Annotated in this window: 23 protein-coding genes; 14 read left to right on the forward strand and 9 right to left on the reverse strand. The window is 67.9% G+C overall.

All coding sequences use genetic code 11. From position 1 onward, the window contains the following. Window positions 1-375: 375 nt before the first annotated feature. The 10 genes from BN2279_RS16935 to BN2279_RS16980 all read left to right on the forward strand — a co-directional run bounded on the left by BN2279_RS16935 (window position 376) and on the right by BN2279_RS16980 (window position 9,750). A complete protein-coding gene (locus BN2279_RS16935) occupies window positions 376-1,614 on the forward strand; it encodes a helix-turn-helix domain-containing protein (protein ID WP_059010447.1) in 1,239 nt (412 codons plus the stop codon). Window positions 1,615-1,700: 86 nt separating this feature from the next. Further along, window positions 1,701-2,468 carry a toll/interleukin-1 receptor domain-containing protein gene (locus BN2279_RS16940; RefSeq protein WP_059010449.1) on the forward strand — a complete coding sequence of 256 codons (768 nt, stop codon included), beginning with the start codon at window positions 1,701-1,703 and terminating at the stop codon, window positions 2,466-2,468. A 74-nt stretch (window positions 2,469-2,542) separates the two neighbouring features. Then, entirely contained in the window at window positions 2,543-4,432 is a 1,890-nt protein-coding gene (locus tag BN2279_RS16945) for a hypothetical protein (protein WP_234347942.1), read from the forward strand. 20 nt (window positions 4,433-4,452) lie between these two features. Further along, window positions 4,453-5,772 carry a hypothetical protein gene (locus BN2279_RS16950; protein ID WP_059010454.1) on the forward strand — a complete coding sequence of 440 codons (1,320 nt, stop codon included), beginning with the start codon at window positions 4,453-4,455 and terminating at the stop codon, window positions 5,770-5,772. Between the two features lie 46 nt (window positions 5,773-5,818). After that, the gene (locus BN2279_RS16955; RefSeq protein WP_059010455.1) at window positions 5,819-6,490 is read left to right on the forward strand and encodes a hypothetical protein; all 672 of its coding nucleotides are present in this window, start codon (window positions 5,819-5,821) and stop codon (window positions 6,488-6,490) included. Beyond that, window positions 6,487-6,765 (forward strand): helix-turn-helix domain-containing protein, encoded by a 279-nt coding sequence (locus tag BN2279_RS16960; RefSeq protein WP_324612841.1) that lies wholly within the window; start codon window positions 6,487-6,489, stop codon window positions 6,763-6,765. Before BN2279_RS16955 ends, BN2279_RS16960 begins: the two co-directional genes overlap by 4 nt. Before the next feature lie 63 nt (window positions 6,766-6,828). After that, window positions 6,829-7,218, forward strand: coding sequence for a VOC family protein (locus tag BN2279_RS16965; RefSeq protein WP_234347955.1), 390 nt, complete (start codon window positions 6,829-6,831; stop codon window positions 7,216-7,218). An 8-nt stretch (window positions 7,219-7,226) separates the two neighbouring features. After that, the gene (locus BN2279_RS16970) at window positions 7,227-8,003 is read left to right on the forward strand and encodes an aminotransferase class IV (protein WP_234347963.1); all 777 of its coding nucleotides are present in this window, start codon (window positions 7,227-7,229) and stop codon (window positions 8,001-8,003) included. Window positions 8,004-8,219: 216 nt separating this feature from the next. Next, window positions 8,220-8,753: an EF-hand domain-containing protein gene (locus BN2279_RS16975; RefSeq protein WP_059010464.1), complete on the forward strand. Its 534-nt coding sequence runs from the start codon at window positions 8,220-8,222 to the stop codon at window positions 8,751-8,753. An 85-nt stretch (window positions 8,754-8,838) separates the two neighbouring features. Then, window positions 8,839-9,750 (forward strand): class I SAM-dependent methyltransferase, encoded by a 912-nt coding sequence (locus tag BN2279_RS16980; protein WP_059010466.1) that lies wholly within the window; start codon window positions 8,839-8,841, stop codon window positions 9,748-9,750. A gap of 184 nt (window positions 9,751-9,934) precedes the next feature. Here BN2279_RS16980 and BN2279_RS16985 read toward each other — a convergent pair whose 3' ends face one another. Together BN2279_RS16985 and BN2279_RS16990 are read right to left on the reverse strand one after the other, a co-directional pair. Then, entirely contained in the window at window positions 9,935-10,156 is a 222-nt protein-coding gene (locus tag BN2279_RS16985) for a helix-turn-helix domain-containing protein (protein ID WP_059010468.1), read from the reverse strand. Further along, a complete protein-coding gene (locus tag BN2279_RS16990; protein WP_059010469.1) occupies window positions 10,156-10,644 on the reverse strand; it encodes a DUF2975 domain-containing protein in 489 nt (162 codons plus the stop codon). The genes BN2279_RS16985 and BN2279_RS16990 overlap by 1 nt, the downstream gene beginning before the upstream one ends. Window positions 10,645-10,879: 235 nt before the next feature. On the opposite strand from BN2279_RS16990, the gene BN2279_RS16995 reads away from it, so the two are divergent. From BN2279_RS16995 to BN2279_RS17005, 3 genes are all read left to right on the forward strand, one after another. Next, window positions 10,880-11,839, forward strand: coding sequence for a protein NO VEIN domain-containing protein (locus tag BN2279_RS16995; RefSeq protein ID WP_234347964.1), 960 nt, complete (start codon window positions 10,880-10,882; stop codon window positions 11,837-11,839). 97 nt (window positions 11,840-11,936) lie between these two features. Further along, window positions 11,937-13,787, forward strand: a complete 1,851-nt coding sequence (locus tag BN2279_RS17000; protein ID WP_059010924.1) for a DUF2075 domain-containing protein — start codon at window positions 11,937-11,939, stop codon at window positions 13,785-13,787. A gap of 59 nt (window positions 13,788-13,846) precedes the next feature. Continuing rightward, on the forward strand, window positions 13,847-14,200 hold the full coding sequence (locus BN2279_RS17005) for a nucleotide pyrophosphohydrolase (protein WP_324612842.1): 354 nt from the start codon (window positions 13,847-13,849) through the stop codon (window positions 14,198-14,200). Between the two features lie 362 nt (window positions 14,201-14,562). Here BN2279_RS17005 and rox (BN2279_RS17010) read toward each other — a convergent pair whose 3' ends face one another. The 5 genes from rox (BN2279_RS17010) to BN2279_RS17030 form a co-directional block, all read right to left on the reverse strand. After that, window positions 14,563-15,990 (reverse strand): rifampin monooxygenase, encoded by a 1,428-nt coding sequence (gene rox / locus BN2279_RS17010; RefSeq protein WP_059010473.1) that lies wholly within the window; start codon window positions 15,988-15,990, stop codon window positions 14,563-14,565. A gap of 297 nt (window positions 15,991-16,287) precedes the next feature. Then, on the reverse strand, window positions 16,288-17,715 hold the full coding sequence (rox, locus tag BN2279_RS17015) for a rifampin monooxygenase (protein ID WP_059010475.1): 1,428 nt from the start codon (window positions 17,713-17,715) through the stop codon (window positions 16,288-16,290). A 498-nt stretch (window positions 17,716-18,213) separates the two neighbouring features. Continuing rightward, window positions 18,214-18,612 (reverse strand): hypothetical protein, encoded by a 399-nt coding sequence (locus BN2279_RS17020; protein ID WP_059010476.1) that lies wholly within the window; start codon window positions 18,610-18,612, stop codon window positions 18,214-18,216. Between the two features lie 11 nt (window positions 18,613-18,623). Then, a complete protein-coding gene (locus BN2279_RS17025; protein WP_059010478.1) occupies window positions 18,624-19,046 on the reverse strand; it encodes a DUF4279 domain-containing protein in 423 nt (140 codons plus the stop codon). Between the two features lie 19 nt (window positions 19,047-19,065). Then, complete coding sequence (locus BN2279_RS17030) at window positions 19,066-20,604, reverse strand: WXG100 family type VII secretion target (RefSeq protein WP_059010483.1); 1,539 nt, start codon at window positions 20,602-20,604, stop codon at window positions 19,066-19,068. A gap of 270 nt (window positions 20,605-20,874) precedes the next feature. On the opposite strand from BN2279_RS17030, the gene BN2279_RS17035 reads away from it, so the two are divergent. Continuing rightward, window positions 20,875-21,264: a VOC family protein gene (locus BN2279_RS17035; protein ID WP_059010485.1), complete on the forward strand. Its 390-nt coding sequence runs from the start codon at window positions 20,875-20,877 to the stop codon at window positions 21,262-21,264. Between the two features lie 312 nt (window positions 21,265-21,576). Here the strand turns inward: BN2279_RS17035 and BN2279_RS17040 are convergent, their stop codons facing one another. Together BN2279_RS17040 and BN2279_RS27850 are read right to left on the reverse strand one after the other, a co-directional pair. Continuing rightward, a complete protein-coding gene (locus BN2279_RS17040; RefSeq protein WP_059010928.1) occupies window positions 21,577-21,798 on the reverse strand; it encodes a hypothetical protein in 222 nt (73 codons plus the stop codon). Between the two features lie 756 nt (window positions 21,799-22,554). After that, window positions 22,555-22,836, reverse strand: a complete 282-nt coding sequence (locus BN2279_RS27850) for a CPCC family cysteine-rich protein (RefSeq protein WP_079032275.1) — start codon at window positions 22,834-22,836, stop codon at window positions 22,555-22,557. Between the last annotated feature and the right edge of the window lie 171 nt (window positions 22,837-23,007).

The following is a 23,007-nucleotide window of genomic DNA, read 5'->3' on the forward strand; positions in this document are numbered from 1 at the left end:
GATCACGAACCGCTCGCACAGAGTCACAATGCTCGAGGCGCGCCCTCCCGCCCCCGCCCGCTCCCGCCGGTCGGCGTCGAGCCTTCCCGCGAGTGCGCGGCGGGCGTCCCTGGGTGCGCGGTCGCACGGCGAAGAAACCGAATGAACGTTCACCCGAGGGTGGGGCCAGGCGTCGGGAACGAGTCCCACCGCATTCCTGATTCTGTGTCCCCACTGCCCCTTCTCCCGGCTCGGCAAAGAGGCAACAGACAACCCCTGAGAACCGCTGTTACGCGGAGGCGCCGCATGCCACACTCTCTTCCGGGTGCCGGGCAAGTGCCCCGGTCTCCCTTCCTTTCACACGCGGCTGCCTACATCCCGGAGGATGGTATTGGTATGAGCGAGTCCCCTAAATTCGGCGCAGAGTTACGCCGCCTGCGCCTTGAGGCAGGTTTCACCCTCAGTGATTTCGCACGGGCCGTGACATACACCAAGGGGCATCTCAGCAGGGTCGAGCGCGGAATGAAGCCTGTCTCCCCCGATCTGGCCGGGCGGTGTGACGCATTACTCGGTGCGGGAGGGAAACTGCGGCGATTAGCCGAACGGGAATCGTCGCGACGTGTCTCCCGACCCGTCAACGACCCATCGCTGGTGAAGCGCCGAAGGGTGCTCACGGCGGGCTCGGGCTCGTTGATCGGGGTCCACCTGGCCACGGGCCAGAACGTCTCATGGCTGGGGGCGAAGTCCCTCACCTCCCCGTTCCTGTCCCAGCTCGACCACATGCGACAACTCGGTCAGAACGCCGATCCGGCAGCCCTCGTGCCCCTGCTGGAGGCCCAGACGCGCATCGTGCTCGAGTTCGCCGCCAGGAGCGGTTCGAGGGATCGGACCGCACTGCTGGTGATCGCCGCCCGCTTCGCCGAGTACACCGGCTGGATGGCTCAGGAAGCGGGTGGCAACGACGCAGCCCTCGCCTGGACGGCGGAGGCGGTCGAACTGGCACAGGCTGGAGGAGATCACCATCTCGCCTCCTACGCCCTCGTGCGCCGCGCGCTGATCACTCTCTACGACTCCGACGCGGAACACACCATCGCTCTCGCCGGCCAGGCCCAGGACGGCGGGTTGCCGCCCAGGATTCGGGGTCTCGCCGCGCAGCGCGAAGCGCAGGGACATGCTCTGGCGGGTGACGAGCGCGCCTGCCTCAGCAGCATGGAGCGCGCGCGTGAACTGCTCGCGTCCGCCGAGGAGGAGGCCGATGGGGCGCCGACGATCGGCATGACACACGTGCCGGACCCGGCGGCGATGGTGACCGGCTGGTGCCTGTACGACCTGGGGCGTCCCCGGGAGGCCGCCGGAATTCTTGACCGAGAGTGCATGCGCATCGCTCCCCGGGCGCTTCGTACCCGTATCAGGTACGGCATGCGGAGATCACTGGCCCATGCCGCCGCGGGAGAGATCGAACACTCCTGCGAGATCGCCAAGGAATTGCTCGGGTTCGCGGCGACCGTGCCTTCCGTCACCGTGAATGCCGACATCCGGCGGCTTGCCCGTGAATTGTCGCGGTTCCGGACGAACCGGGCGGTGTGCAGCCTGCAGCCGGCGCTGGCTGAGGCGCTTCAGTACCCCCCGGGCTGACATCCCGCGGTCGCGTTTCCCGGTCACGAGACCCGCGCGTGCGGCGTCTTGCCCTCTATTCCACACTTCCGGAAAGGGAGTTTGCTATGCCTGAAATATTCGTGAATTACCGCACCGGGGACGAGGAGGGCGTGGCTACCCTGATAGAGCGTGAACTCTCCCGCCGCTTCGGGGACGAGCGCGTGTTTCGTGCCAGCAAATCGATCGCGCCGGGTCATCGCTTCCCGCGTGAACTGCTCAACGCCGTCCGCCGCAGCGATGTGCTGCTCGTGGTCATCGGGCCACGCTGGACCGAAGCGCGGAACCAGGAGGGCCGCCGGGCGCTCGACGACCCCGAGGACTGGACGCGTCGCGAGATCCTGGAGGCTTTCGAGAGCGGCGCCCTGGTCGTTCCCGTACTGGTCGGCAAGGCCACCCGCCTGGACCGCGACGCACTCCCCCCGCCCCTTCTGGAGCTGGCGGACTACCAGTACCGGCGGCTGGACACCCGCAACGCCGAAGCCGATCTCACCCGGCTCGCGAACGATCTGGCCGACCTGCTGCCGCAGTTGGCGGCTGTCGATACCGACCGCCGACGCGAGCGGAATCAGGAGACGACAGACCGCGCGGGCAACGACACGGCGGCCGGCCGGAGTATCCGGACGCAGACGCATGACACCAGGTACAAGCAACGTGGCGGCATCGGCACGCTCAACGGAGACCTTTCCGGCACCTTCGTCAACGAATCGCAAGGACCGATCCACACCGGCCAGGGACACCAGTACTACAGCGCGCACGTTCCCAGTGACAACGTGAACGGCGACCACACCGAGATGCTCGGCCGGAAGCGGCGACGCCCGGACGACGACCGATGAGCGGTGGGGACGGTACGTGGATCCAGGCACCTCGCGGGCCGATTCACAGCGGCCACGGATCGCAGAACATCTACATGCTCGCTTCCGCTGATCGGCTGGTGAGAACCGGCGCTGATCCTCAGCAAGTTGTCCGGAACCGCAGGATCCAGCTCAGCAGGCGGTTCATCCCTCCCCGCGACTACGTCCGGGCCAGTGAGCGGCTGGCCGACCCCGGTTCGGTGGTGCTCCTGGACGGACCGCGCGGCGGCGGACGACGGACTGCGGCGATCATGCTGCTGCACCGACTCGGCGAGTCCGACGGAAGGTTCGAGGAGCTCTCGGGGGAGCGGGAGGAGGGCAGCCTCGACGCTGCCCCGGGAGACCGTTTCTTTGTCGATCTGTCCAACACGGCTGAGGACAAGTACTTCGACGCCCAGCGGACCGTTACCGCCTACCGCACGGCGATCGAGACCTGCGACGCCCGCATGGTGGTCGTCGTCCCGGCAGGCTTGGACTACCTCCTGGATCCGGAACTCGCCACGCTCGTCGTCCGGCTCGGCAGGCCACGCGGTATGTCCGTGTTCCGCCAGCACCTGCGGGTGGACGGTATAAGCCCCGAGCCGGAGCAGTTGACCGCGCCCGAACTGACCGAGCTGCTGGAGCGGTCCCCGATGCGCGAGCTGGCCCGCTTGGCCGACATGGTCCGACGCGCCCGGGACAGCGGGCAGTACGGCGACGACTTCACCTCCTGGTACGCCGAGGCGATCGCCGCGGTCACCAACTGGACGGATCGCGTGGCCAGTCAGGTGAAACAGCATCGTGCCGCGCACCAACGAGCGCTGTTGCTCACTGCCGCCATGTTCAACGGGGCGTCGGCCGATGCCGTTTTCCACGGCTCACGCACTCTGCTGGAGACCCTCGATCACGGTGAGGACGAGACCCCGCGGCTCGCGCAGGCGGACCTGGGCGAGCAGTTGACCGCCCTGGACATCCGTCGTGATCGGGAGGGCCGGATCGGCTTCGATCACCTTGCCTACGACTCGGCCGTCCGGACGCACTTCTGGGTCAACTTCCCCGACCTCCGGGCAGGGCTTCGTACCTGGGTGCAACGCTCGGCGGAGCTGCCCTCCCTCACCGCCGACGACCGGAAAGAGCTGGTCGCCCGCTTCGCCGAGCAGTCTCTCGGTGTCGGCTGCCCCGAGCACCTCTGGACCCTCGCCGAGGCATGGACGCAGCCCACTGCCTCCAAGACCTTGCACCCCGAAGCGGCGGCCGTGCTCGAACACGGACTCAACCACGAACGTTACGCGGCGAAATTCCGCTCACAGATTTATCAATGGGTGACCTCCTCGCGTCTGTCGGCGGACCTCGTCCGCGTTCTGACCGGAGTCTGTCAACAGGTGATGGCCGCGACCCATCCGGACCAGGCCATGGTCAGACTGCACCATCTCGCTGTCCGCGGAGGAGGCGAGGAGCATCAAGTGGCTCGCGCGGCACTGATCGAACTCGCTGCGAGAAGCCGACGCCTGTACAGGCGGCTGGTCGAACGGTTGCAGTCCCGCTTGCACGCACAGCGGGAACACAACCTGGCGCTGCTCACCGAACTCGCGGAGCCCGCGAGTCTGCCGAGGGACATTCCGTGGCCCGAACTCTCCGCCGCCTGGCACACGGTTCTGGCCGAACGACCGATGGCCGACTGGGCACCAGCGGTCCACCGCTGGCTCTCGGCGGTCCACGAGAACGAACGATGGGCCCCGGTGTTGCGCGTTCTGATGGCGGCCACCTCGAACCGCAGAGATCTGCTCGACCGGCTCTACGTGGTCACGTGCGATTGGGCCCTCACCGAATCCCAGGTTGTTCCGTACGACCGCGCAGCCAGGGAAGCGACCGCTGCCCGGCTATGGCAGATGATCGACCTCGCGCAGGGCGCCGACGTCGTGGACGACGACGCCCCTGGCGCATCGGACTCAGGAGAGAACCGTTGATTTCCAGGAACAAAGCTCACGTGGTCCTTCTTGTCTGCGGTCTGACTCCGATCGTCCTGGGAGGTGTACTGGGCTGGCCCGTACTGCTGTGGGTGCTCGTATCGCTCACCGTCATCTCCGGCATCGGCCTGATCCTGATGTGGATGGACGGCTCCGGCGGTGCCGCCCGGGCCGGACAGCGGTCCGCCGACGAGCCCTACGTCGTGCCCGACTCACCGGCCGAGCCTCCGTACCGGGAACTGCCCGTGCACAACGTGACGCTGCCGAGTTCCCTCCCCGACTATGACTTCGTGTTCTCCGCGTCGGTGTGGTGGCGACCTGCCCCGGACAACGCTGATGCCTCGTACCCGAATCTGGCGGGTCTGGCGGCTGCCGCCATCCTCGACCGGGCACAGGGCATCACCCGGCAAGAGCACCCCAGCCGCTGGGAGTTCTCCCGCTACCTGCTCGACGGAGCACTGAGCGTGCCACTGCCGGACGGCTTGGGCCTGGTGACCGCGTTGGCCTCCAACGTCAGGCTCACCCTTGCCCCCGCTGATCAGGAGCGGCTCCAGGAATACGCGAGTCTCCGCAAGGAGGAGGAAGCTTGGGAACGCCAGTGTCAACTTGAGCGGAACAAGCGGGCGTACCTCGGTGACGAGGTGCTCAAGAGCACCGGTAGCGCCGTGGTGTGGTGGATGTCGAGGCACGATGACGAGATCCAGAAGGCAGTTGAGCTGATCGGCCCGCTGGCTCAGATCACAGCCGCCGCGAACGACACGGAAGTGCCCGAGATGTTCCGGCACTTGGTCGTTCAGCATGCTGGACCGGGGACGGCCGGACCGTTCGGCGACTTCGACCGTTCGGGAGCGAACGGAGAGCCATGGTTCTCCGCGGGGTCCGACCCCGGACAGGCGGAGCCGGACGACACCCTGTTCGAGCACATCTCCGGTCTGATGGACGACCTCGGGTTCGCCCATGGCTCCGACGAGCGCAGGGTTTTCATGCACCGCATGGCTCGATCGGCGGAAGCCGCCGGCCGCCGTGCCGCCGCCGAGCGGATCCGGCAGGACCTCAAGGCCGACCGTTCGGGTGCCGACGGACCACCCCCACCGGCGGACGAGACCTCCACCGTTCCTCCCGAGTCCACCACCGATCCCTCGATGGGGAAGCACACCCCTTACTGGGCCCAAACCCAGGCTCAGGGCCCGGACTTCGATCTCGCGGACGACCCCGCGCGCGGCGAGAACGACACCATCTACTTCCGTCCCAGCGCCCCGACCGGCGACCGCCCACCCGCGACGGACGAACCCGACTCGACCACCAGCGACACCGGCCCCGACTGGGCCGACGAGCCCTGACCTCTTGCGGTCTCGGGGAATCGAAACTCAACCGGAGGAAGAAGACTTGCTTCACTGGTCCAGCGCCCTCGACTCCGTCGAGGCGAGCATCGAGGCATCGCAGCCACTCTCCCGGCATCTCCTCGCCGTGACCTCGCACGAGGACAGGCTCCTGCTGAGTCCTGCGGAGGCCCGGGGGGCTCTCTACAGTCGGCCGGTGGACGAGACGCTTGCCGGTGCCATCTGGCACGAACTGGTCCGCAGGGCCCACGAGGAGAGTGCCTCTGACGAACGCTGGCGGCTCATCGCCGTCTGGATGGCGATTCCCGCGCTCCGGCGCACCGGTTACCGGGTGAGCCGGCGGCTCGGCGCGGAACGAGCGGACGTCGAGGCCGCGATGCTGCTGGCCTTCCTCGAACAACTGCGGGTCATCGACCAGGACATCTCCCAGCCCGGGCTGACCCTGCTGCGCGCGGCCGGCCTGGCGGGCTGGAAGGTCGGCCGGAGCGCCGTGGGAACATCGCCGGTCGAGGACATGGAGGGCGTCGTCAGCCGTCTTGTACGGGACGGCCGCGCCTGGCAGTTCGAGGTGCCCACCGGTGACGAGCGCGATCTCACCGCGCCGTTGCGCGTCGTCGTGTCCCAGAACGGGATCGCATCCGCGTGCGCCGCGTCGATCGCGCGGTGGCTGCCGCAGGAGCGGCGACCGCGGCGCGCGCAGCCCGTGGAAGGACGATGATGAAGCGACGGGTCGATCCGCCTCTCACCTTCGGAGAGCTCTACGAGCTTCCGGTGATCCTGGACCTCCGCACAGCGGCACGGGCGTTCGGCGTGGCCCGCGCCACGGCATACCGGCATGTGCGGCTCGGGATCTTCCCGTGCGAGGTGCTCCGCGTAGGACATCAGTACCGTGTCCCGACCACCGCGGTGATGCGGGCTCTCGGCATCAGCGAGGGACCGGTCTACTCGGTCACCACGGACCCCGAGAACACTCCGGTCACAGCGGGTGATTGACGAAGTCGATGGCCGAACCGGCCCGGAGGCGGGGATGATCGGGGGGGGGCTCATCTCGGACTGGTGACTGTCGTTGTGCGTGACTACGACGAAGCCCTCGCCTTCTACGTGGACGTCCTCGGCTTCCGCCTGCTGGGGGACACGCCGCTCGGCGGTGGGAAGCGGTGGGTGGTCGTGGCTCCGGCGGGGGCGCGGGAGGGGGCGGTGCTACTGGCCAAGGCCGGAACCGCCGAGCAGGAAGCTCGAGTCGGGGACCAGACCGGCGGCCGGGTCGGGTGGTTCCTGACCACCGACGCGTTCGACCGTGACTACGAGCGGATGCGGGCGGCCGGGGTCGAGTTCGAGGAGACGCCGCGCCGTGAGGCGTACGGCACGGTCGCCGTCTTCCGCGATCTGTACGGGAACCGCTGGGACTTGATCCAGCCGGACCGCCCCGCTCGGTCCGAAGCATGAGTTCGGTCGTGCGAGCTGAGTTGGACGGCGGCCTGGTCGACGTGGACGCCCTGCAGAGCCTGGCCCTGACCAACTACGGGCACTTCACGTCGATGCGCGTCGACGACGGCCGGGTGCGCGGCCTCTCCCTGCATCTGGAGCGGCTGGCGCGCGACTGCCGGGCGCTGTTCGGTACGGAGTTGGACGTCGAGCGCGTGCGGGTCCTCGCCCGCCGCGTGGTTCCGGGGGGCGGGACCGGCGTCGTCCGGGTGACGATCTTCGATCCCGCCCTGGATCTGGGCCACATCGGCGCGGACGCCCATCCGCGGGTGCTGGTGACCGTCCGGCCGGCGGCGGGCTCGCCGGCGGCTCCGTTGCGGGTGCGGTCCGCCGTCCATACCCGCGACACGCCCGCGGTGAAGAGCGTCGGCCTGTTCGCCTCGCTCCGGCTCCGGCGCGAAGCCCAACGCGCGGGCTACGACGACGTGTTGTTCGTGAACGAACAGTCCGCGATCTCCGAGGGAGCCACCTGGAACGTCGGCTTCGTCCAAGGAAGCCGCGTCGTCTGGCCGGAGGCGGAGTATCTCCCGGGCACCACCATGGAACTCCTGCGACAGGCCCACGAGCACACCACCGCGGCGGTGCCCCTGGCCGACCTCCCGCGCTACGACGCGGCGTTCGCCACCAACGCCGCTGTCGGCGTCCGGGCCATCAGCCGGATCGACGGCGTGACGTTTCCCGGCAACCACGACACCGTCGCGGCCCTGGCCGAGCGGTACAGCCAACTACCCGGTGACCCGCTGTAGTTGATCTTCCGGCGCCCGGTACGAAACGTCGAAGCGCCGCGTCCACTCAATCAGGTGAACCCCTCGGCCTCCCCGCCCGCGAGCCCGGCCGCCGCCGGATAGTGGGTTACCGCCGGGCTGCCACGCCTCTCCGCACCTCGGGTGGCCAACAGCCCGCCGTTCCTGAGCCGTTCCCGCGCCGATCCCAGGCGACCCCGGAAGAGAAGGTGAAGGCCCATGCGCACAGAGGCGATCAACCGCGTCAAAGTCGTGTTCTCCCTGTTCGACGCCGACGGCAGTGGCGCCATCGAGGCCAGTGACTTCGACCTCATGGCGAGCCGGGTCACCGAGGCCGCGCCCGATGCCGACGACGTGGCGAAGAGCGCGCTGCGTGCCTCCTTCCAGCGGTACTGGACGACGCTGGCCGCCGAGCTGGACGCCAACCACGACGGCAGGATCAGCCTGGACGAGTTCGTCGCGTGCGTGCTGTCACCCGAGCGTTTCGACGCGACGATCGCGGAGTTCGCCGAGGCACTGGCGACGGTGGGGGACCCGGACGGGGACGGATTCGTCGAACGCCCCGACTTCGTGGCCCTGATGACCGCGATCGGATTCGAACGGGCCAACATCGACGCCCTGTTCGAGGCCTTCGGTCCGACGGACGGGGATCGCATCGCGGTGACGACCTGGGTCGAGGGCATCAAGGACTTCTACCACCCCGAGAAGGCGGGTATCCCGGGTGACCACCTGGTCCCGTCGGCGGCGTCCTGAGGATGCGCACGGGCACGGCGGCGCTCGCACCACGACCCACGACCAGTCGGCCACGTGGTCATGAACTCGACCCCGGGGAAGCGGCATGGCCGATACGCGACGGCTGACCGCCGGTGTCGAGGGCGGTGTCGGCCAGACCGCCCTCATGGTCGCCGCGGCACGGGCCATCGAGACCCACCGCGGCGACGCCCTGGCCCGGGACACGTTCGCGGAGCACTTCGTGCGCGCGGCGCGGGCGTCCACGAACTGGCCGATCCACCCGGACGAGGTCGCCGGGGGCGAAACGAACCCGCTGTGGGGGCGGTTGGCGCGCTACTTCGGACTGCGTACCAGGGTCTTCGACGACTTCGTCGCCGGTTCGGTCCGAACCGGCGCGCGCCAAGTGGTGCTCTTGGGCGCGGGGTTGGACACGCGGGCTTACCGCCTCGACTGGCCGCCCGGCTGCGTGATCTACGAGGTGGACAGTTCGCAGGTCCTGGCGTTCAAGCACACGGTGCTGCGCGAGCTGGACGCCGCTCCCCGGGCGGTGCGCGTGCCCATCGCGGCCGACCTGTGCGCCGGTTGGGCGGAGACGCTGATCGCGTCGGGCTTCGACCCGGCCGCCCGCACCGCCTGGGTCGCCGAGGGGCTTCTGCTCTACCTCCCGCACGCCGCCGAGCGCGATCTCATCGCCACAGTGGACCGGTTGAGCGCGGACGGAAGCACGCTGGTCTACGAGGTGAAGCTCGACGCCGTGTCGCCGGTGGCCCGGAACGGGCCGGTCTATTCCATGGCGAAGGACATCGGCGTGGACCTGCTGACGTTGTTCAGCGACGAGCCACGCCCCGACTCGGCGGCCGACTTGAGGAAACGGGGCTGGTCCGCGTCCGTTCACCTCCCTTTCGACCACACCACGATCCACGGCCGCGGGCCCCGTCCCGAACCGAACGACGTACTGGCGAGCAACCGTTGGGTCTTCGCGACATCCACGTCCCCATCGGGCCACCGCACCGCCTGAACTCTCCGCCTCCCCGGAACGAGAGGGCCTCCACCGGGCGCTCGGCGACGACGGCGAGCGAGCGTTGACAGAGGCCCTGAGAGCCAACGAAACGGAACTGCTCCGCACCGCCGAACTGGTCATCACCCGCTGGCTGACCACCTGCCTCCGCACGTGACGAAAACCCTGTGCGTCTCACCTGTCGTCACTCGCCCCCGTCGATGCCGGGCTCCCAGCGCAGCAAGTCCCCCGGCTGGCAGTCGAGTACCTCGCAGAGCGCGGCGAGCGTCGCGAAACGCACCGCCTTGGCACGGCCGTTCTTCAACACCGCCAGGTTCGCGGGCGTGATCCCGACACGGTCCGCCAGCTCGCCCACGGACATCTTCCGCTTGGCCAGCATCACGTCGATGTCGACGGCGATCGGCATCAGATCACCTCTTCCAACTCGGCCCGCATCCGCGCCGCTTCGACGTCGCGCGCAACGGCCTGGGCGAGCAGCATCCGCAGCACGAGCACGATAAGCGCCATCCCCAGGACCGCCACGACAGCCCCGCACAACAGCAGCACGATGCCCGGAGCGACGGCCTCCCCCGGCGCCAGAACGACCGCGAGCGCGAACAACAGCACAGCCGCCGCCACGATCGCGCCGATCACGACATGCACATACCGGAAGGCGGCATGCGAAAACACCGTCCCCCGCCGCACCATGGTCACCAGCCGCCACACACAGACCAGCACGACCTGCACCGCCACGACGCCCAGAACCGTGATCACCAGCACCGGAACCGCACGACCGGTGTCCACCTCGTCCAGATCGATGGCCAACAGCGGAACCATCACGGTCTGCACGAACACCGAACCCACGCCCAGCACCACGATCACGGCACGCAGCGCGAGCACTGTCAGATGTCCCATCGTCTCCCCTTCGATCGAGCCACGATCGAAAGCTATCGAAAGTCGATAGGTCTGGCAAGGGTGACCTCGCGGCCGGGAAGCGGCACGGTGTGCTCGACGGGCGGGGAGGCCTGCCCGAGGCGACGGCCGCCCGCAGGAGCCGACCCGGGGGGCTGCCGGATGGGCGGAAGGCTCCGATGTGGATGGCCGCTCGCGCATGGACCCATATATAAGGCTTGTATTACGATCAGCTCCCATGGGGACAGCATCCTTCGTCGTGGTCCACGTCGGTCAGAGCACCGAAGCCCAGCGCAACCTGCAGCACGGCATCGAAACGCGATCGTGGGGATTCCCTCTGTGGAAGCCCGAGTTCCGCTCCGCACGCCCCCGCTTCGCTGTACTGGCCACGGGAGTGGCCCCGCGCGTTCCACTCGACGTGTGGGTCACCAGCAAGATCACGCTCTATCTCTTCGAGGTGGCCGGGGACTTCTACGAGGCGAAGGCCCCCCACTGGCCGGACGAAGAGGCTGAGAACACCATCAAGTACCCTGTGCGCTTCGGTATTGAGCCGTTGGCCGTGCTTCATGAGGTTTCGCTCGACGAGGACGGGCCGCTGACGCTGGCCGGCAGCGACGCCGTACGGCGTTCGGGTATCGAGCGAGGCATCGGCAAGCTCGTCGACCTGGACCCGCAGCCCTTGCTGGACGCCGCGGGGATACACGTGCGCTGGGCGGACCGGCAGATGGTGCCCCTGAACCGAACGCCCGGCATCACCGCGGAGCAGGTGGATACGTCCAAGGCACCGAAACGCCGACGCCGGGGGGCCGGCTTCATCTCCGATCCGAAGAAACGCAAGGCGATCGAACTGCACGCGGAGGACATGGCCGTTGCTCACTATGAGCGGCAGGCATGGACTGTCGAGCGTCTCGGGAAGCCTTACGACCTCCACTGCACCCGTGACGGAGAGGTGCGGTGCGTCGAAGTGAAGGGGACGACGGGCGCTGCCACAAGTGTCGAGTTGACGATCAACGAGGTCGAGCACGCGCGGAAGCCGCAGAACACCGTGGATCTCTACGTGGTGAGCGACATCGAGGTCGACGTGCGCACCGAGCCCTACGTGACGAGCGGGGGCCAGGTGCTGCACTTCCGCGACTGGGTACCGGCTGAGGAAGATCTGAGGCCGAGAAGCTTCGAGTACCGGCTGCCCCTCAACTGACGCGCCCGCTCAGTCTTTCGGGAATCACCAGATCCCCAAGGGCCCTCCCGTCGTCATGTCCGGCTCTCCTACGGAGTTCCCCGTGCCCCTTCTCCGCATGTCCGCACGTGCACTGTTCGAACGCAGCAACGGCGACAGCCTCGTTGAACGCCTGGCGCAGCGGTACCACTCCGTTCTCGCCAAGGAACCGTCGGTGGGTGAGCGCCGCGCCTGGACGGAAAGCCTTCCTGCCCTGGGTGAGGTGCTCTGCGATGCCGGGCTCGATGAGGTCGAGGTGCTGATCGAACAGCGACTCCCCCTCAGCAGCCTGCGCGCGGACGCCGTCCTCGCCGGCTCGCACCCCGCGACCGGCAGACCGTCCTATGTCGTTGTGGAACTCAAGCAGTGGAGTGAAGCCCGCCTTGTTCCGGACGCGGAAGACCTTTGTCTGGTAGCGAAGATGGGGAACCGTCCGTTGCTGCATCCCGTTGCCCAGGTGCGCCGCTACTGCGAGTACCTGCAGGACTTCACCAGCCTGTTGAGTGACGAGCAGGACGTTGTCGCGGGTGTCGCCTACCTTCACAACACCACCGATCAGCACATTGACGAGCTTTTCCGGTTACCCGATGCGAAGGCCCAGCTCTTCACCAAGACGACCTGCGGCGAGTTCAAACGGTACCTGCAGACCCGACTCTCCCCCCTGGACGGATCACTTGAGGCCGATGCTCTCCTGGAGAGTCCCGTCGCTCCGGGCCGCCAGCTCATGCGGGTCGCCGCGGACGAGATCATCCATGGCGGCGAGTTCCTGCTCCTGGACGAGCAACAGGTCGCGGTTTCCCTGGTCAAGCGGGCCGTGGCCCTGTCCCGTCGCTCGGACAAGAAGGAAGTCATCGTCGTCTCCGGTGGACCGGGTTCGGGAAAGAGCGTCATCGCCCTCCACCTCATGAGCTACCTCGGACGCAACGGGCGCAGCGTCGTCCACGCCACCGGATCGAAATCCTTCACCACCACTCTCCGGCACGTGGTGGGCAGGAAGCACAGCCAGATACCCAAGCTCTTCCAGTACTTCAACACCTTCTCAGCCGCCGAACGGAACGGGCTGGACGTCCTCATCTGCGACGAGGCTCATCGCATCCGGCAGTCGCAGGCAGGTCCCGGCACCCCGACCGCGCGCCGCGACAGCCGTGAGCAGGTAGAGGAGCTCATCGACGCGGCAAGGGTCCCGGTGTTCTTGCTCGACGAGCATCAGGTGGTGCGTCCGGGAGAGATGGGGAGCGTCGAAACCATCGCCCGAGCCGCGCACGCGCGGGAGTGTCTCGTCCGGCACGTCGACCTCAACAGTCAGTTCCGGTGCGGTGGGAGCCGGGCCTACGAACACTGGGTTCTCCGCCTCCTGGGCCTCGTGCCCGGTGGCCCCATTCCCTGGCTGGGAGATGAGAACTTCGCGTTGCTCGTCGCCGACTCGCCCCAGGAGATGGAGGATTACCTTCGCGCACAGCACGAAGCCGGCTACACAGCCCGGATGACGGCGGGATTCTGCTGGCCCTGGAGTGACCCACGTGCCGACGGCAGCCTGGTCGATGACGTGGTCATCGGAGAATGGCGCAGGCCCTGGAATCTCCGGAGTGATCGCCCGACAGGCGGTGCCCCCGCGTCGGCACTGTGGGCCACAGAGGCGGCCGGCTTCGGCCAAATCGGCTGCATCTACACCGCGCAGGGGTTCGAGTACGCGTGGAACGGGGCCATCTTCGGTCACGATCTGGTCTGGCGTGGCACGGATTGGCGTGCGGTGCGGTCAGCCAGCGAAGACCGCAGCGTGACTCGAGCGTCACCGCGGGACTTCCACCGCCTCCTGCGCAACACGTACAAAGTGTTGCTGACGCGCGGGCTGGTCGGCACCGTGCTCTACTCGACTGACGCCGAAACGCGGACCATGCTGCGGAGCCTGATCCCTGCCAGGACCGTGTGAAGGGCGCCAGTGCTCAGCGTCCCACGCTCCGCGCGCCCCACGACGCAAAGGCCGTGCCCATGAGAGAACTCCAGGAAATGCTGACCCAGTTCGCAGAGGAGCGTGACTGGGAGAAGTTCCACACACCCAAGAACCTCGCCATGGCACTGGCGGGAGAAGCCGGTGAGCTACTGGAGATCTTCCAGTGGCTCGACCCGGACGAGTCGTGCTCGATCATGCGGTCACCTGAGCGGGCGAAGGCAGTTGAACAAGAACTGGCCGACATCTTCTCGTACTTGCTCCGGCTGGCCGATGTGCTCGGCATCGACTTGGCAGGGGCGTTGAGGGACAAGGTGGAGATCAACCGAACCCGGTATCCGGTGGAGCTGTCGCGGGGCCATGCGCAGAAGTACACCCGGCTGACAGAGGCATGAACCCTCCCGCCGCCGTGGTCCGGGTGAGGCATCTCTCGATCAATGGCGGAAGGCCGTCGAGGCCCACCGCGGCGCGGTGCGGTCGCCGCGTTCCCGTTGGGTCACCGTTCGCACCCGAAGCTGTTGAGCAGGCCGCCGGCCCGGATACGCGCAATTCCCGGATCGGAGGGACTGGCCACCAGCCGGGGCGGGTTATCGCCTCCATGTGAGCCCGGCGCGGGAACTCGGACACCGAGTCCCCGCGCCGGCCACCGCGTGACCGCGTCAGGCGTTCCACCGTCGCTCAAGCTGCTCAGTGACCGCCAGGAAGAACAGGAAGCGGAAGTCGGCCTTCACGGAAAGGCCAGAACGTTACCGCGCGCTCAACCCGCCGCGGTGCCGAACCACTTGGGCAGGTGGTCGAGCAGGTCGCGCTGTTCTTCGCCGGCCCATGCGATGTGGCCGTCGGGGCGCAGCAACACGGCGGGTGCGTCGAGTTCTTCGCTGATGTCGATGACGTGGTCGACGCGGTCGGTCCAGCCTCTCACCGAGAGCCGGCCGGTCTGGTCGAGCAGCAATCCCCGGCCGCTGTGCATGAGGTCGTAGAGGCGTCCTCGCTTCAGCTTCACGTCCCGCAACCGCCGGCCGAGCAGCTCATGCCCCTCGCCGAAGTCGTACCGCACGGAGAGCGCCGTGATCTTCTCGATCAGGTACCGGTTCACCTCCTCGAAGTCCATCAGTTCCGACACCAGTCGTCGTACCGCCTGGGGGCCCGGCTCGGTGGACAGCAACTCCATTTGCGCGCGGGTGTTGTTCAGGACGTCGGCGGCCACCGGGTGCCGTTCTGTGTGGTAGGTGTCCAACAGCCCTGCCGGGGCCCAGCCGTTGAGGTCGGCGGCCAGTTTCCAGCCGAGGTTGAACGCGTCCTGGACGCCGAGGTTGAGCCCCTGCCCGCCGGCCGGCGGGTGAATATGCGCCGCGTCCCCGGCGAGCAGCACCCGGCCGGTCCGGTAGTGCTCGACCAGCCGCGTGGCGTCGCCGAAACGGGAGAGCCAGCGCGGTGAGTGCGCGCCGAAGTCGGTCCCGGCGACCGCCCGGAGTTGCCGGGTGAACTCCTCCATGGTCGGCGGGACCGTACGGTCCTCGGCCACCCCCTCGGCGGGAACGACGAGGCGGTATGTTCCCTCGCCGAGAGGCATGACGCCGAACCGCTTCTCGGTTTCCCGGACTTCGGCCATCACCGCATGCAGCGTCTCCGGCGGCGCGGTCACTTCCATCTCGCCCAGCAGCGTTTCGACCCTGGATGGTTCACCGGGGAAGCCGACGCCGAGCAGTTTGCGTACGGTGCTCCGGCCACCGTCGCACCCGACAAGATAACGCGCGCGCACCTGCGTGCTGTCGGCCAGTTCAACGGTCACCCCTTCGTCGTCCTGCCGGAAACCGACCAGCTCGCAGCCACGCCGGAGTTCGGCCCCGACCTCGATGGCGTGCTCGGCCAACAGGCGCTCGGTGGTGGTCTGGGGGATGCCGAGGACATACGGATGTGCGGTGTCCAAACGGTCCGGCGACGGCTTGGCGATGGCCGCGAAGAAGCCCCCCACCGGGTGCTGCTGCCCGAGCGCGAGGAACCGGTTCAGCAGACCGCGCTGATCCATCACCTCGACACTGCGCGCGTGCAGGCCCAGGGCGCGCACGTACGCGGTCGGCTCGGTCTCCTTCTCCAGCACGAGCACCCGCACGCCGTGCAGCCGCAACTCCCCGGCCAGCATGAGACCGGTCGGCCCACCGCCGACAACAACCACGTCAAACATCAAACCCCCTTATTCGAACGAACAAAGCCGATTTCGGGCAGCGGCCCCGCTCAACGCGGAATTCACGCATCACCGAGATTCCGTGATTTCCGGCCGGGGCCGGCGCGCAACGAAGGCCCCGGTAGCGGAGGGCAGCGGGGCCTTCGTTCAGCCCGGTGCGAGCCGGGCGGAGAACACGGGACGGAACCGTGAAGTCACAACCCGGTCGCCCGCGATCGATCTCCCCAGGGGAACCGAGCCGGATTCACGCGCCTCCAGCCACGCAGGAAGCCGGCCGCCACTCCCAGGAGTCACACATCAACCCGTCGCGGTGCCGAACCACTTGGGCAGGTGATCGAGGAGGTCGCGCTGTTCTTCGCCGACCCATGCGACGTGGCCGTCCGGCCGCAGCAACACGGCGGGTACGTCGAGTTCTTCGCTGACGTCGATGACGTGGTCGACCCGGTCCGCCCAACCTGTCACCGAGAGCCGGCCGGTCTGGTCGAGCAGCAGCCCTCGCCCATCGTGCATGAGGTCGTACAGGCGTCCTCGCTTCAGCTTCACGTCCCGCAACCGCCGGCCGAGCAGCTCATGCCCCTCGCCGAAGTCGTAACGAACCGCGATCGCGGTGATCTTCTCGATCAGGTACCGGTTCACCTCCTCGAACTCCATCAGCTCCGACACCAGTCGGCGCACTGCCCGGGGCCCCGGCTCGGAGGACAACAGCTCGGTCTGGACGCGGGTGTTGTCCAGCACGTTGGCGGCCACCGGGTGCCGTTCGGTGTGGTAGGTGTCCAACAGCCCTTCCGGAGACCAGCCGTTGAGGTCGGCGGCCAGTTTCCAGCCGAGGTTGAACGCGTCCTGGATGCCCAGGTTGAGCCCCATCCCGCCGGTCGGCGGGTGGACGTGGGCCGCGTCCCCGGCGAGCAGCACCCGGCCGGTCCGGTAGTGCTCGACCAGCCGCGTGGCGTCGCCGAAACGGGAGAGCCAGCGCGGTGAGTGCGCGCCGAAATCGGTCCCGGCGAACGCCCGCACCTGCTGCTTGAGTTCCTCAAGGGTCGGCGGCACCGAGCGATCCTCGGCCACTCCATCGGCGGGAACGATGAGGCGGTACACCCCGTCCCCCAGCGGCATGGTGCCGAACCGCGAGTGCTCCTTGCGTACTTCGGCCACCGCCGCAGCCAGTTCCTCCGGCGGCATGGTCACCTCGACCTCGCCCAGCAGCGTTTCGACCCTGGTGGGCTCACCGGGGAAGCCGACGCCGAGCAGTTTGCGTACGGTGCTCCGGCCACCGTCGCAGCCGACGAGGTAGCGCGCGCGCACCTGCGTGCTGTCGGCCAGTTCGACGGTCACCCCTTCGTCGTCCTGGCGGAACCCGACCAGCTCGCAGCCACGCCGGATCTCCGCGCCGAGTTCGGCGGCGCGTTCGGCCAGCAGGCGCTCGGTGGTGCTCTGCGGGATACCGAGAACGTACGAGTGCGCGGTGTCCAGCCGCTCCGGCCACCGCTCGCCGATCCCGGCGAAGAAACCACCGACCGTGAACTGCTGCCCGAGCGCGAGGAACTGGTCCAGCAGGCCGCGCTGGTCCATCACCTCGACGCTGCGTACATGCAGACCGAGTGCGCGGGACTGCCCGCTCGGCTCCGTCTCCTTCTCCAGCACGAGCACCCGTACGCCGTGCAGCCGCAACTCCCCGGCCAGCATCAGACCGGTCGGCCCACTGCCCACAACGATCACGTCAAACATCACAACCCCCTCATGCGAACAAAGCCCCATCCCGGCCGACCGCCCCACGCAGCCCGGCAGCGCGCACACCACACCCCGAGCACGTTGACATAGCGGTATCAAATGCGCGGATCACTGATTTCCGCGATTTCCGGCCTAGGCCGGTGATTCTGCACCACGACCGGGGCCTTGCCACAAGCCCCCCAGTGCGCTATACGTTAAGAGTGGCAAGGAGCGGGTGACCTCCTTGCCTTTGCTTTTGCCGTCCGTCGGCGCCGGGCGAATGCCTCCCAGGGCGCGGTCGCGGAACGACAAGGCCGCCACCACCGGCCGCCGCGCCCCACACCGTCGCCGGGGCAGGCCGAGGCGACACAGAGCTACTGGCGCCGCAGGCGACCACCGCTCAAGCCGCACCTCAACGCCCCGGCATGGCACGCAAGTTGAGTCTTACCCGGCGATGACGCGCACCAGTTGCCTGACGGCATCCGCCGTCACCTTCGCCCGGGCCGCGAGAAGAAATCAGCCTTCCTGAATCCCAGCAGATCCACCGAGCGAGGAGAGAAAGTCTTCCGTTTCCGTGGAGACGTTCGCTCGCGTGATGAAGGACAGCGGCAGCGCGAGGTCGGCCGCTCGGGCCAGCACGCCGGAAGGAATCGTGAGGCGGGCGCCGGATTCCACCTGGCCTGTGACGGCGATCCGGAATTCGCAACCTTCCGCGCGCAGGGCACTCAGTTCGCCCGCGAGAGGCGTCACCCGGAGAAGAAGCTCATCGAAAATCCCCGCGAGGTCGTCCCCGCCGGCGGACAGCGAATCGATGTCCGTGCCCAGCCGCTCGCGGAGAGATTCCGGATCGAGAGCGCCTTCGGTGATCTCCAGTGCCACGCTGAGCGACTGCCACTGCCTTGCGTTGCTTTCCATGACCGCCGCTCCTAACGCTCGCTGGTGCTGACGCCGACTTCCAGGGGAATTCCGAGCGAGACGATACGCGCGATCGTTTCGGACGACAGCTCGACCACGGAACCGTCGCCCACAAAACCGAAGAGCGCAAGCGTCGCATCGTAGCCCTCGTCGATGAGGGAACGCAGTTCGCCGGCCTTGGCCGTGAACACGTCCAAAACCTCGTTCACCTGCTCCGGCAGACTCTTGCGCGTCTCGTGGCACTCGAAGAGCCAGAGCCCGGCCTCGTCCCCACCCGGGCGCCAGCGGTCCGGGCCCGGCAGACGGGTCCTCGTGGGGGCGAGGCCGAGACGCTCCGTGACGGTCCGCGGCTCCAGGTCGTCCTTGCGCACGACGAGGGCGGCGCTCGTCCCCACCCAGGCGTTTTCCGCGCGCGTGTAAGTCCCGTCGATCACAGTGGAATCCTAACGTGGGTCACATCAGCTCCCGGCAGGCCGCCCAGTGGACGTCCCCCATGTTCGAGCCGAGCAGGTCACTCAGGTTGGTGCGGTTCGCGACTGTCGTCGAGTTCTCGAACACGCTGAAACCCCCCGACGGGCTCTGCGGCGCGGCAAGAGTGTAATTGGGAACGACATCTCCGGCGTTGAATACCTCCACCGCACCACCGGGATATACGCCGCCTTCGACCGCTACTCCGTCGAGTCCGTTCAGGGCCTCGCCGTGATTGGCGTAGAACGAGATCGACGTGCCCTCGGGGACGACGAAATCGCCCGCTCCACGCTCAAGAAAACCATGCCCCGCGAAAACGGTCTGCCCGTCGGGGCGGCCCCCGGCGAAAACGCGGGTGGCGTAGTAATGGCCTTGATCGGAAGTGAATGTCCGGCTCGACAGTTGCGGATTCAGATTGCGGAGCGCGTCCTTCACGCCGTCCGTCACCGGTCTGCTGTTGTCGAGACCGCGTACGGCCCCGGCGACATCGAGCATGGCGCCGTCGAAGCCGCGGGCGATCGTGGTCATGCCCCGAGTGGCCAGGCTCCGGGCGGAGTTGGCCAGGCTGCCGAGGTTGCCCGTGATGTTCCTGAGCATGCCGGGCGCGTTCCGTGCCATCGCGAGCAGCCCGCCGGCGGTGGTGAGCCCCTTCATACCCGGGATGCAATCCAGGGCCGCGAAGGCGACATCCCACAGGGATGCCTCTCCTCTGGCGTACTTGACGAGGGTGTCGGCGAGAACGATGAGGGCGGCGGCGAGGACCACCCAGGCCAGAGGGCCGCCGATGATCATCACCACGATGCCGAGGACGGCCACGACGACCTTGCAGATCTCGACGAGCGTGTCCCAGTTGTCGACGGCCCAGTCGACAGCGTCCTCCGACCAACTGCGGTTCTGGATTCCCGCGTCCGAGGCTTCGTCGATCTCCCGGGCGCAGATACGGGCCGCCTCCTCCCGCATCTCCCGTGCCTGCTCGGCCAGGTCACGGGCGGCAGACAGGCGTTCCTCCGCTTCCGCGACCTGGGTCTGGGCCGCGGAGGCGGCGGCCTCGGCAGCCTGGTGATCGCGGACCGCGCCGCGCACCTCCGACTCCGAGGGCGGCTCCGGAACTTCCTGCTCCTGTTCGTCCTGGAGGCGCTCGGCCTCCTCGCCGGCACGGGAGACCCAGTCCTGGGCATCGCCCAACTCGACCTGCGCTCCCGCGAGATCGGCCTGCGCCTCGATGGCCCGCTCCAGTGCCCGATCCGCCATCCCCTGTGCTGTCTGGAGCGTCGGCCAGTACGTCGCCAGTGCGTCGGCCGCCATGTCGTACGACGTCTGCAACTTGGTCAGGTTGTCCGGAACGCCGTCGAACTCCGACCGGAACGCCTCCGCCGAGAGCCCGGCCCAGTCCAGCACGGCACGGTCGGAAGCCAATCCCCGGATTTTGCCGAGTGCTTCCCCCACGTCATCCGCGAACGTCTGTAACTCTTCGGCCAGTTCACGAACCCGCTCAGGATCACCCGGTGTCGGGTCCGACTCCATACCGACCGGACTCCAGTCGGACGGTCGCGCCATACCCAACCCCCTGCGTGGTCAGCCGACTACGGAACCACGCTATGGCCTGTCGGCACTCACCTCAACCACGCCGCATGAGGAAGAACGAGGCTGGGCAACGTCCGACTTGAGCTTGGAACGCCCCCGCCGCGAGCCGCACCGCATGAGCCGCGGCGGTTAGAATCCCTGGCGACATCGCGTGCCGGTCACCGGCTGGGTGAGGCATGGAGGTGTCGGAGATGCCTTCGGAGGCATTCCTTGTCAGTTCAGTTGAACCACACGATCGTCCATTCCCGGGACAACCGGGAGTCCGCGGAGTTCTTCGCGGAGCTGCTGGGACTTGAAGTCGGCACCGAGTGGGGCCCGTTCATCGCGGTCGACTTGGCCAACGGCGTCACGTTGGACTTCGCCACGATGCCCGCGGACAAGATCACCTCGCAGCACTACGCCTTCCTGATCTCCGAGGAGGAGTTCGACGCGGCGTACGCCAAGATCAAGCAGCGCGGCATCGAACACTACGCCGACCCCCACGCGCGACAGCCCGGCGCGATCAACCACAACGACGGTGGCCGCGGCGTGTACTTCATGGACCCGTCGGGCCACGCCATGGAACTGATCACCGTGCCCTACGGCGGCTGGCCGGCATAACCCACCCCCGAGAGCCGCGGCCCCACCCAGGGGCCCGGCCCTCTGCCGAGCCGAGGTCACCGGCCGGAACTAGCGTGCCGCGCGTCGAACCGTGCCCGTGTCCGGGACGGAAGCCTGCGCGTCCTCCATCAGGAAGGTCTCGTCCTCCCCGAAGTCCGGGGCCTGGAAGGGGTTCGTCGCCGGGGGTGGCGATGCCTCGGTGGCATAGGAGGGTGCCCCTTCCGGGGCGGAGAACAGGCAGGGCGGTTCGATGAGAGATCTTCCAATCGTCATAGGGGGAACGGAGCCGGATGCCGGGAGGGCACGGCGGTCCTACAGCTTGCTCATCTTGGTGTACGGACTCAAGATCCGCTCTCGCACCGAGCCGAAATCGACGAGCGCCGCGACTTCGTCCTCGATGCCGATCACTCGGCCGCAGCCGTACGTGTCGTGTGTGACCTGATCCCCCACGGCGAACCGCTCGGGGGGCGGCGTGACCGGTGCCTTGAAGGGGCTGGTGGGCAGGTAGCGCCTCGGGGCGGCTGGCTTTGTCATTACGACCAGTATGCGCCTGCCTGCCGCCATTCGCGCCCGCTGCACGGCACGCCCCTGACGGCGAACGTCCCACGCCGGGAGCGAGGCGGGGTGATCACGGGTCTGACCTGCGGTTCTTCGCGGATGACCGTGGCTCCCTGACGTCCCCCGCCCGACGAGTCACGCGAGAAGGGAGCTGGCGGACGCGCGTCGGCGGCACACGAACGTCCCCGGACGCGCCCCGGGGAAGGCCCAAGACCAACGGAAACCCCACACACCGAAGGCCCCGGCCATGGATGGGCGGGGCCTTCGTTCAGCCCGGTGAGAGCTGGGCAGAGGCTGCCGTTCACCTGCGTCCAACGGCGGCCGGACACCGTAAAGGACATGAGTCGCGGTGCTGTCCGCACGGCCGTGACCGGTGCTGATCGAGACGGGAAAGCCCCGAGGGGCGTCCTGGTGGTCGAGGAGGAGCCATGGCGCTGCCCGCAAGCGGTCAGACGCGTCGTCGTCGACGGCTATTCGCGGTGGAGTACGCGGACGCTCCCGGAGTAACGCTCCTGGTGACCACAGACCATCCGCCGAGTGATGGGGTGGGGCGTGAGGGCCAAGCCGGTACTGCCGTCCGGCATAACCCGGGCGATCCGGCTCACCCTTTGTGCGGGCTGGATTCCAACGACTCCCGGCTCCCCGTTCCGTCCCGGCATGTCTATGGCTTCACGCCCGCGCCCTGATCGAGACAACAGGTTCTGGATCGGGACCCGGTGCCGCCCCCTACTGTCACGGGAGTGGGTGCTCCCGCGTCACTGGGTCCCGGACCAGTGGAGCGTGACGCTCGTCGCAGGCTCCGATGGCGTGGAAGTTCCTCCGGGCTTGGGTGAGACTCAACCGACCGTTGGGGCCTCCGCGAACGCGGTCGGCATCCTGATCGTCCTGGCCGTCGTCCTCCCAGAAGCACACGGGGCAGATCTCGTATCCACCACGCTCGGAGAGCGTGACAAACCCACAGCACGGGCAGGGATGCGGGCCCTCATCGGACCCTTTGCGAACGTTCACGTACATCGTCACCGCACCAGTATCCGGAGTAACTGCCCACGGTGACTGCCTCGTTGCCAACCAGGCGATCGAGTCTTTGAGGTCTGCCGGGGCCAGTTGGTTGACGTCGCTACGGCGACGTCGGGAGCGGTCGGGGTGGTTGCGGTACTCCGTTGCTGTACTGCGCCCGGGGCCCAA

It is taken from the genome of Streptomyces specialis (assembly GCF_001493375.1).
Taxonomy (GTDB): domain Bacteria; phylum Actinomycetota; class Actinomycetes; order Streptomycetales; family Streptomycetaceae; genus Streptomyces; species Streptomyces specialis.

What these genes read in the sequence shown, in the direction of transcription:
- BN2279_RS17005 (WP_324612842.1), top strand. Translation starts at nt 13,847, where the DNA reads ATGAGAGAACTCCAGGAAATGCTGACCCAGTTCGCAGAGGAGCGTGAC.
- BN2279_RS17020 (WP_059010476.1), bottom strand. Translation starts at nt 18,612, where the DNA reads ATGGAAAGCAACGCAAGGCAGTGGCAGTCGCTCAGCGTGGCACTGGAG.
- BN2279_RS17030 (WP_059010483.1), bottom strand. Translation starts at nt 20,604, where the DNA reads ATGGAGTCGGACCCGACACCGGGTGATCCTGAGCGGGTTCGTGAACTG.
- BN2279_RS17000 (WP_059010924.1), top strand. Translation starts at nt 11,937, where the DNA reads ATGTCCGCACGTGCACTGTTCGAACGCAGCAACGGCGACAGCCTCGTT.
- BN2279_RS16935 (WP_059010447.1), top strand. Translation starts at nt 376, where the DNA reads ATGAGCGAGTCCCCTAAATTCGGCGCAGAGTTACGCCGCCTGCGCCTT.
- BN2279_RS16990 (WP_059010469.1), bottom strand. Translation starts at nt 10,644, where the DNA reads ATGGGACATCTGACAGTGCTCGCGCTGCGTGCCGTGATCGTGGTGCTG.
- BN2279_RS16980 (WP_059010466.1), top strand. Translation starts at nt 8,839, where the DNA reads ATGGCCGATACGCGACGGCTGACCGCCGGTGTCGAGGGCGGTGTCGGC.
- BN2279_RS16985 (WP_059010468.1), bottom strand. Translation starts at nt 10,156, where the DNA reads ATGCCGATCGCCGTCGACATCGACGTGATGCTGGCCAAGCGGAAGATG.
- rox (WP_059010475.1), bottom strand. Translation starts at nt 17,715, where the DNA reads ATGTTTGACGTGATCGTTGTGGGCAGTGGGCCGACCGGTCTGATGCTG.
- BN2279_RS16940 (WP_059010449.1), top strand. Translation starts at nt 1,701, where the DNA reads ATGCCTGAAATATTCGTGAATTACCGCACCGGGGACGAGGAGGGCGTG.
- BN2279_RS27850 (WP_079032275.1), bottom strand. Translation starts at nt 22,836, where the DNA reads ATGTACGTGAACGTTCGCAAAGGGTCCGATGAGGGCCCGCATCCCTGC.
- BN2279_RS16975 (WP_059010464.1), top strand. Translation starts at nt 8,220, where the DNA reads ATGCGCACAGAGGCGATCAACCGCGTCAAAGTCGTGTTCTCCCTGTTC.
- rox (WP_059010473.1), bottom strand. Translation starts at nt 15,990, where the DNA reads ATGTTTGACGTGGTTGTTGTCGGCGGTGGGCCGACCGGTCTCATGCTG.
- BN2279_RS17040 (WP_059010928.1), bottom strand. Translation starts at nt 21,798, where the DNA reads ATGACAAAGCCAGCCGCCCCGAGGCGCTACCTGCCCACCAGCCCCTTC.
- BN2279_RS16995 (WP_234347964.1), top strand. Translation starts at nt 10,880, where the DNA reads ATGGGGACAGCATCCTTCGTCGTGGTCCACGTCGGTCAGAGCACCGAA.
- BN2279_RS16945 (WP_234347942.1), top strand. Translation starts at nt 2,543, where the DNA reads ATGCTCGCTTCCGCTGATCGGCTGGTGAGAACCGGCGCTGATCCTCAG.
- BN2279_RS16960 (WP_324612841.1), top strand. Translation starts at nt 6,487, where the DNA reads ATGATGAAGCGACGGGTCGATCCGCCTCTCACCTTCGGAGAGCTCTAC.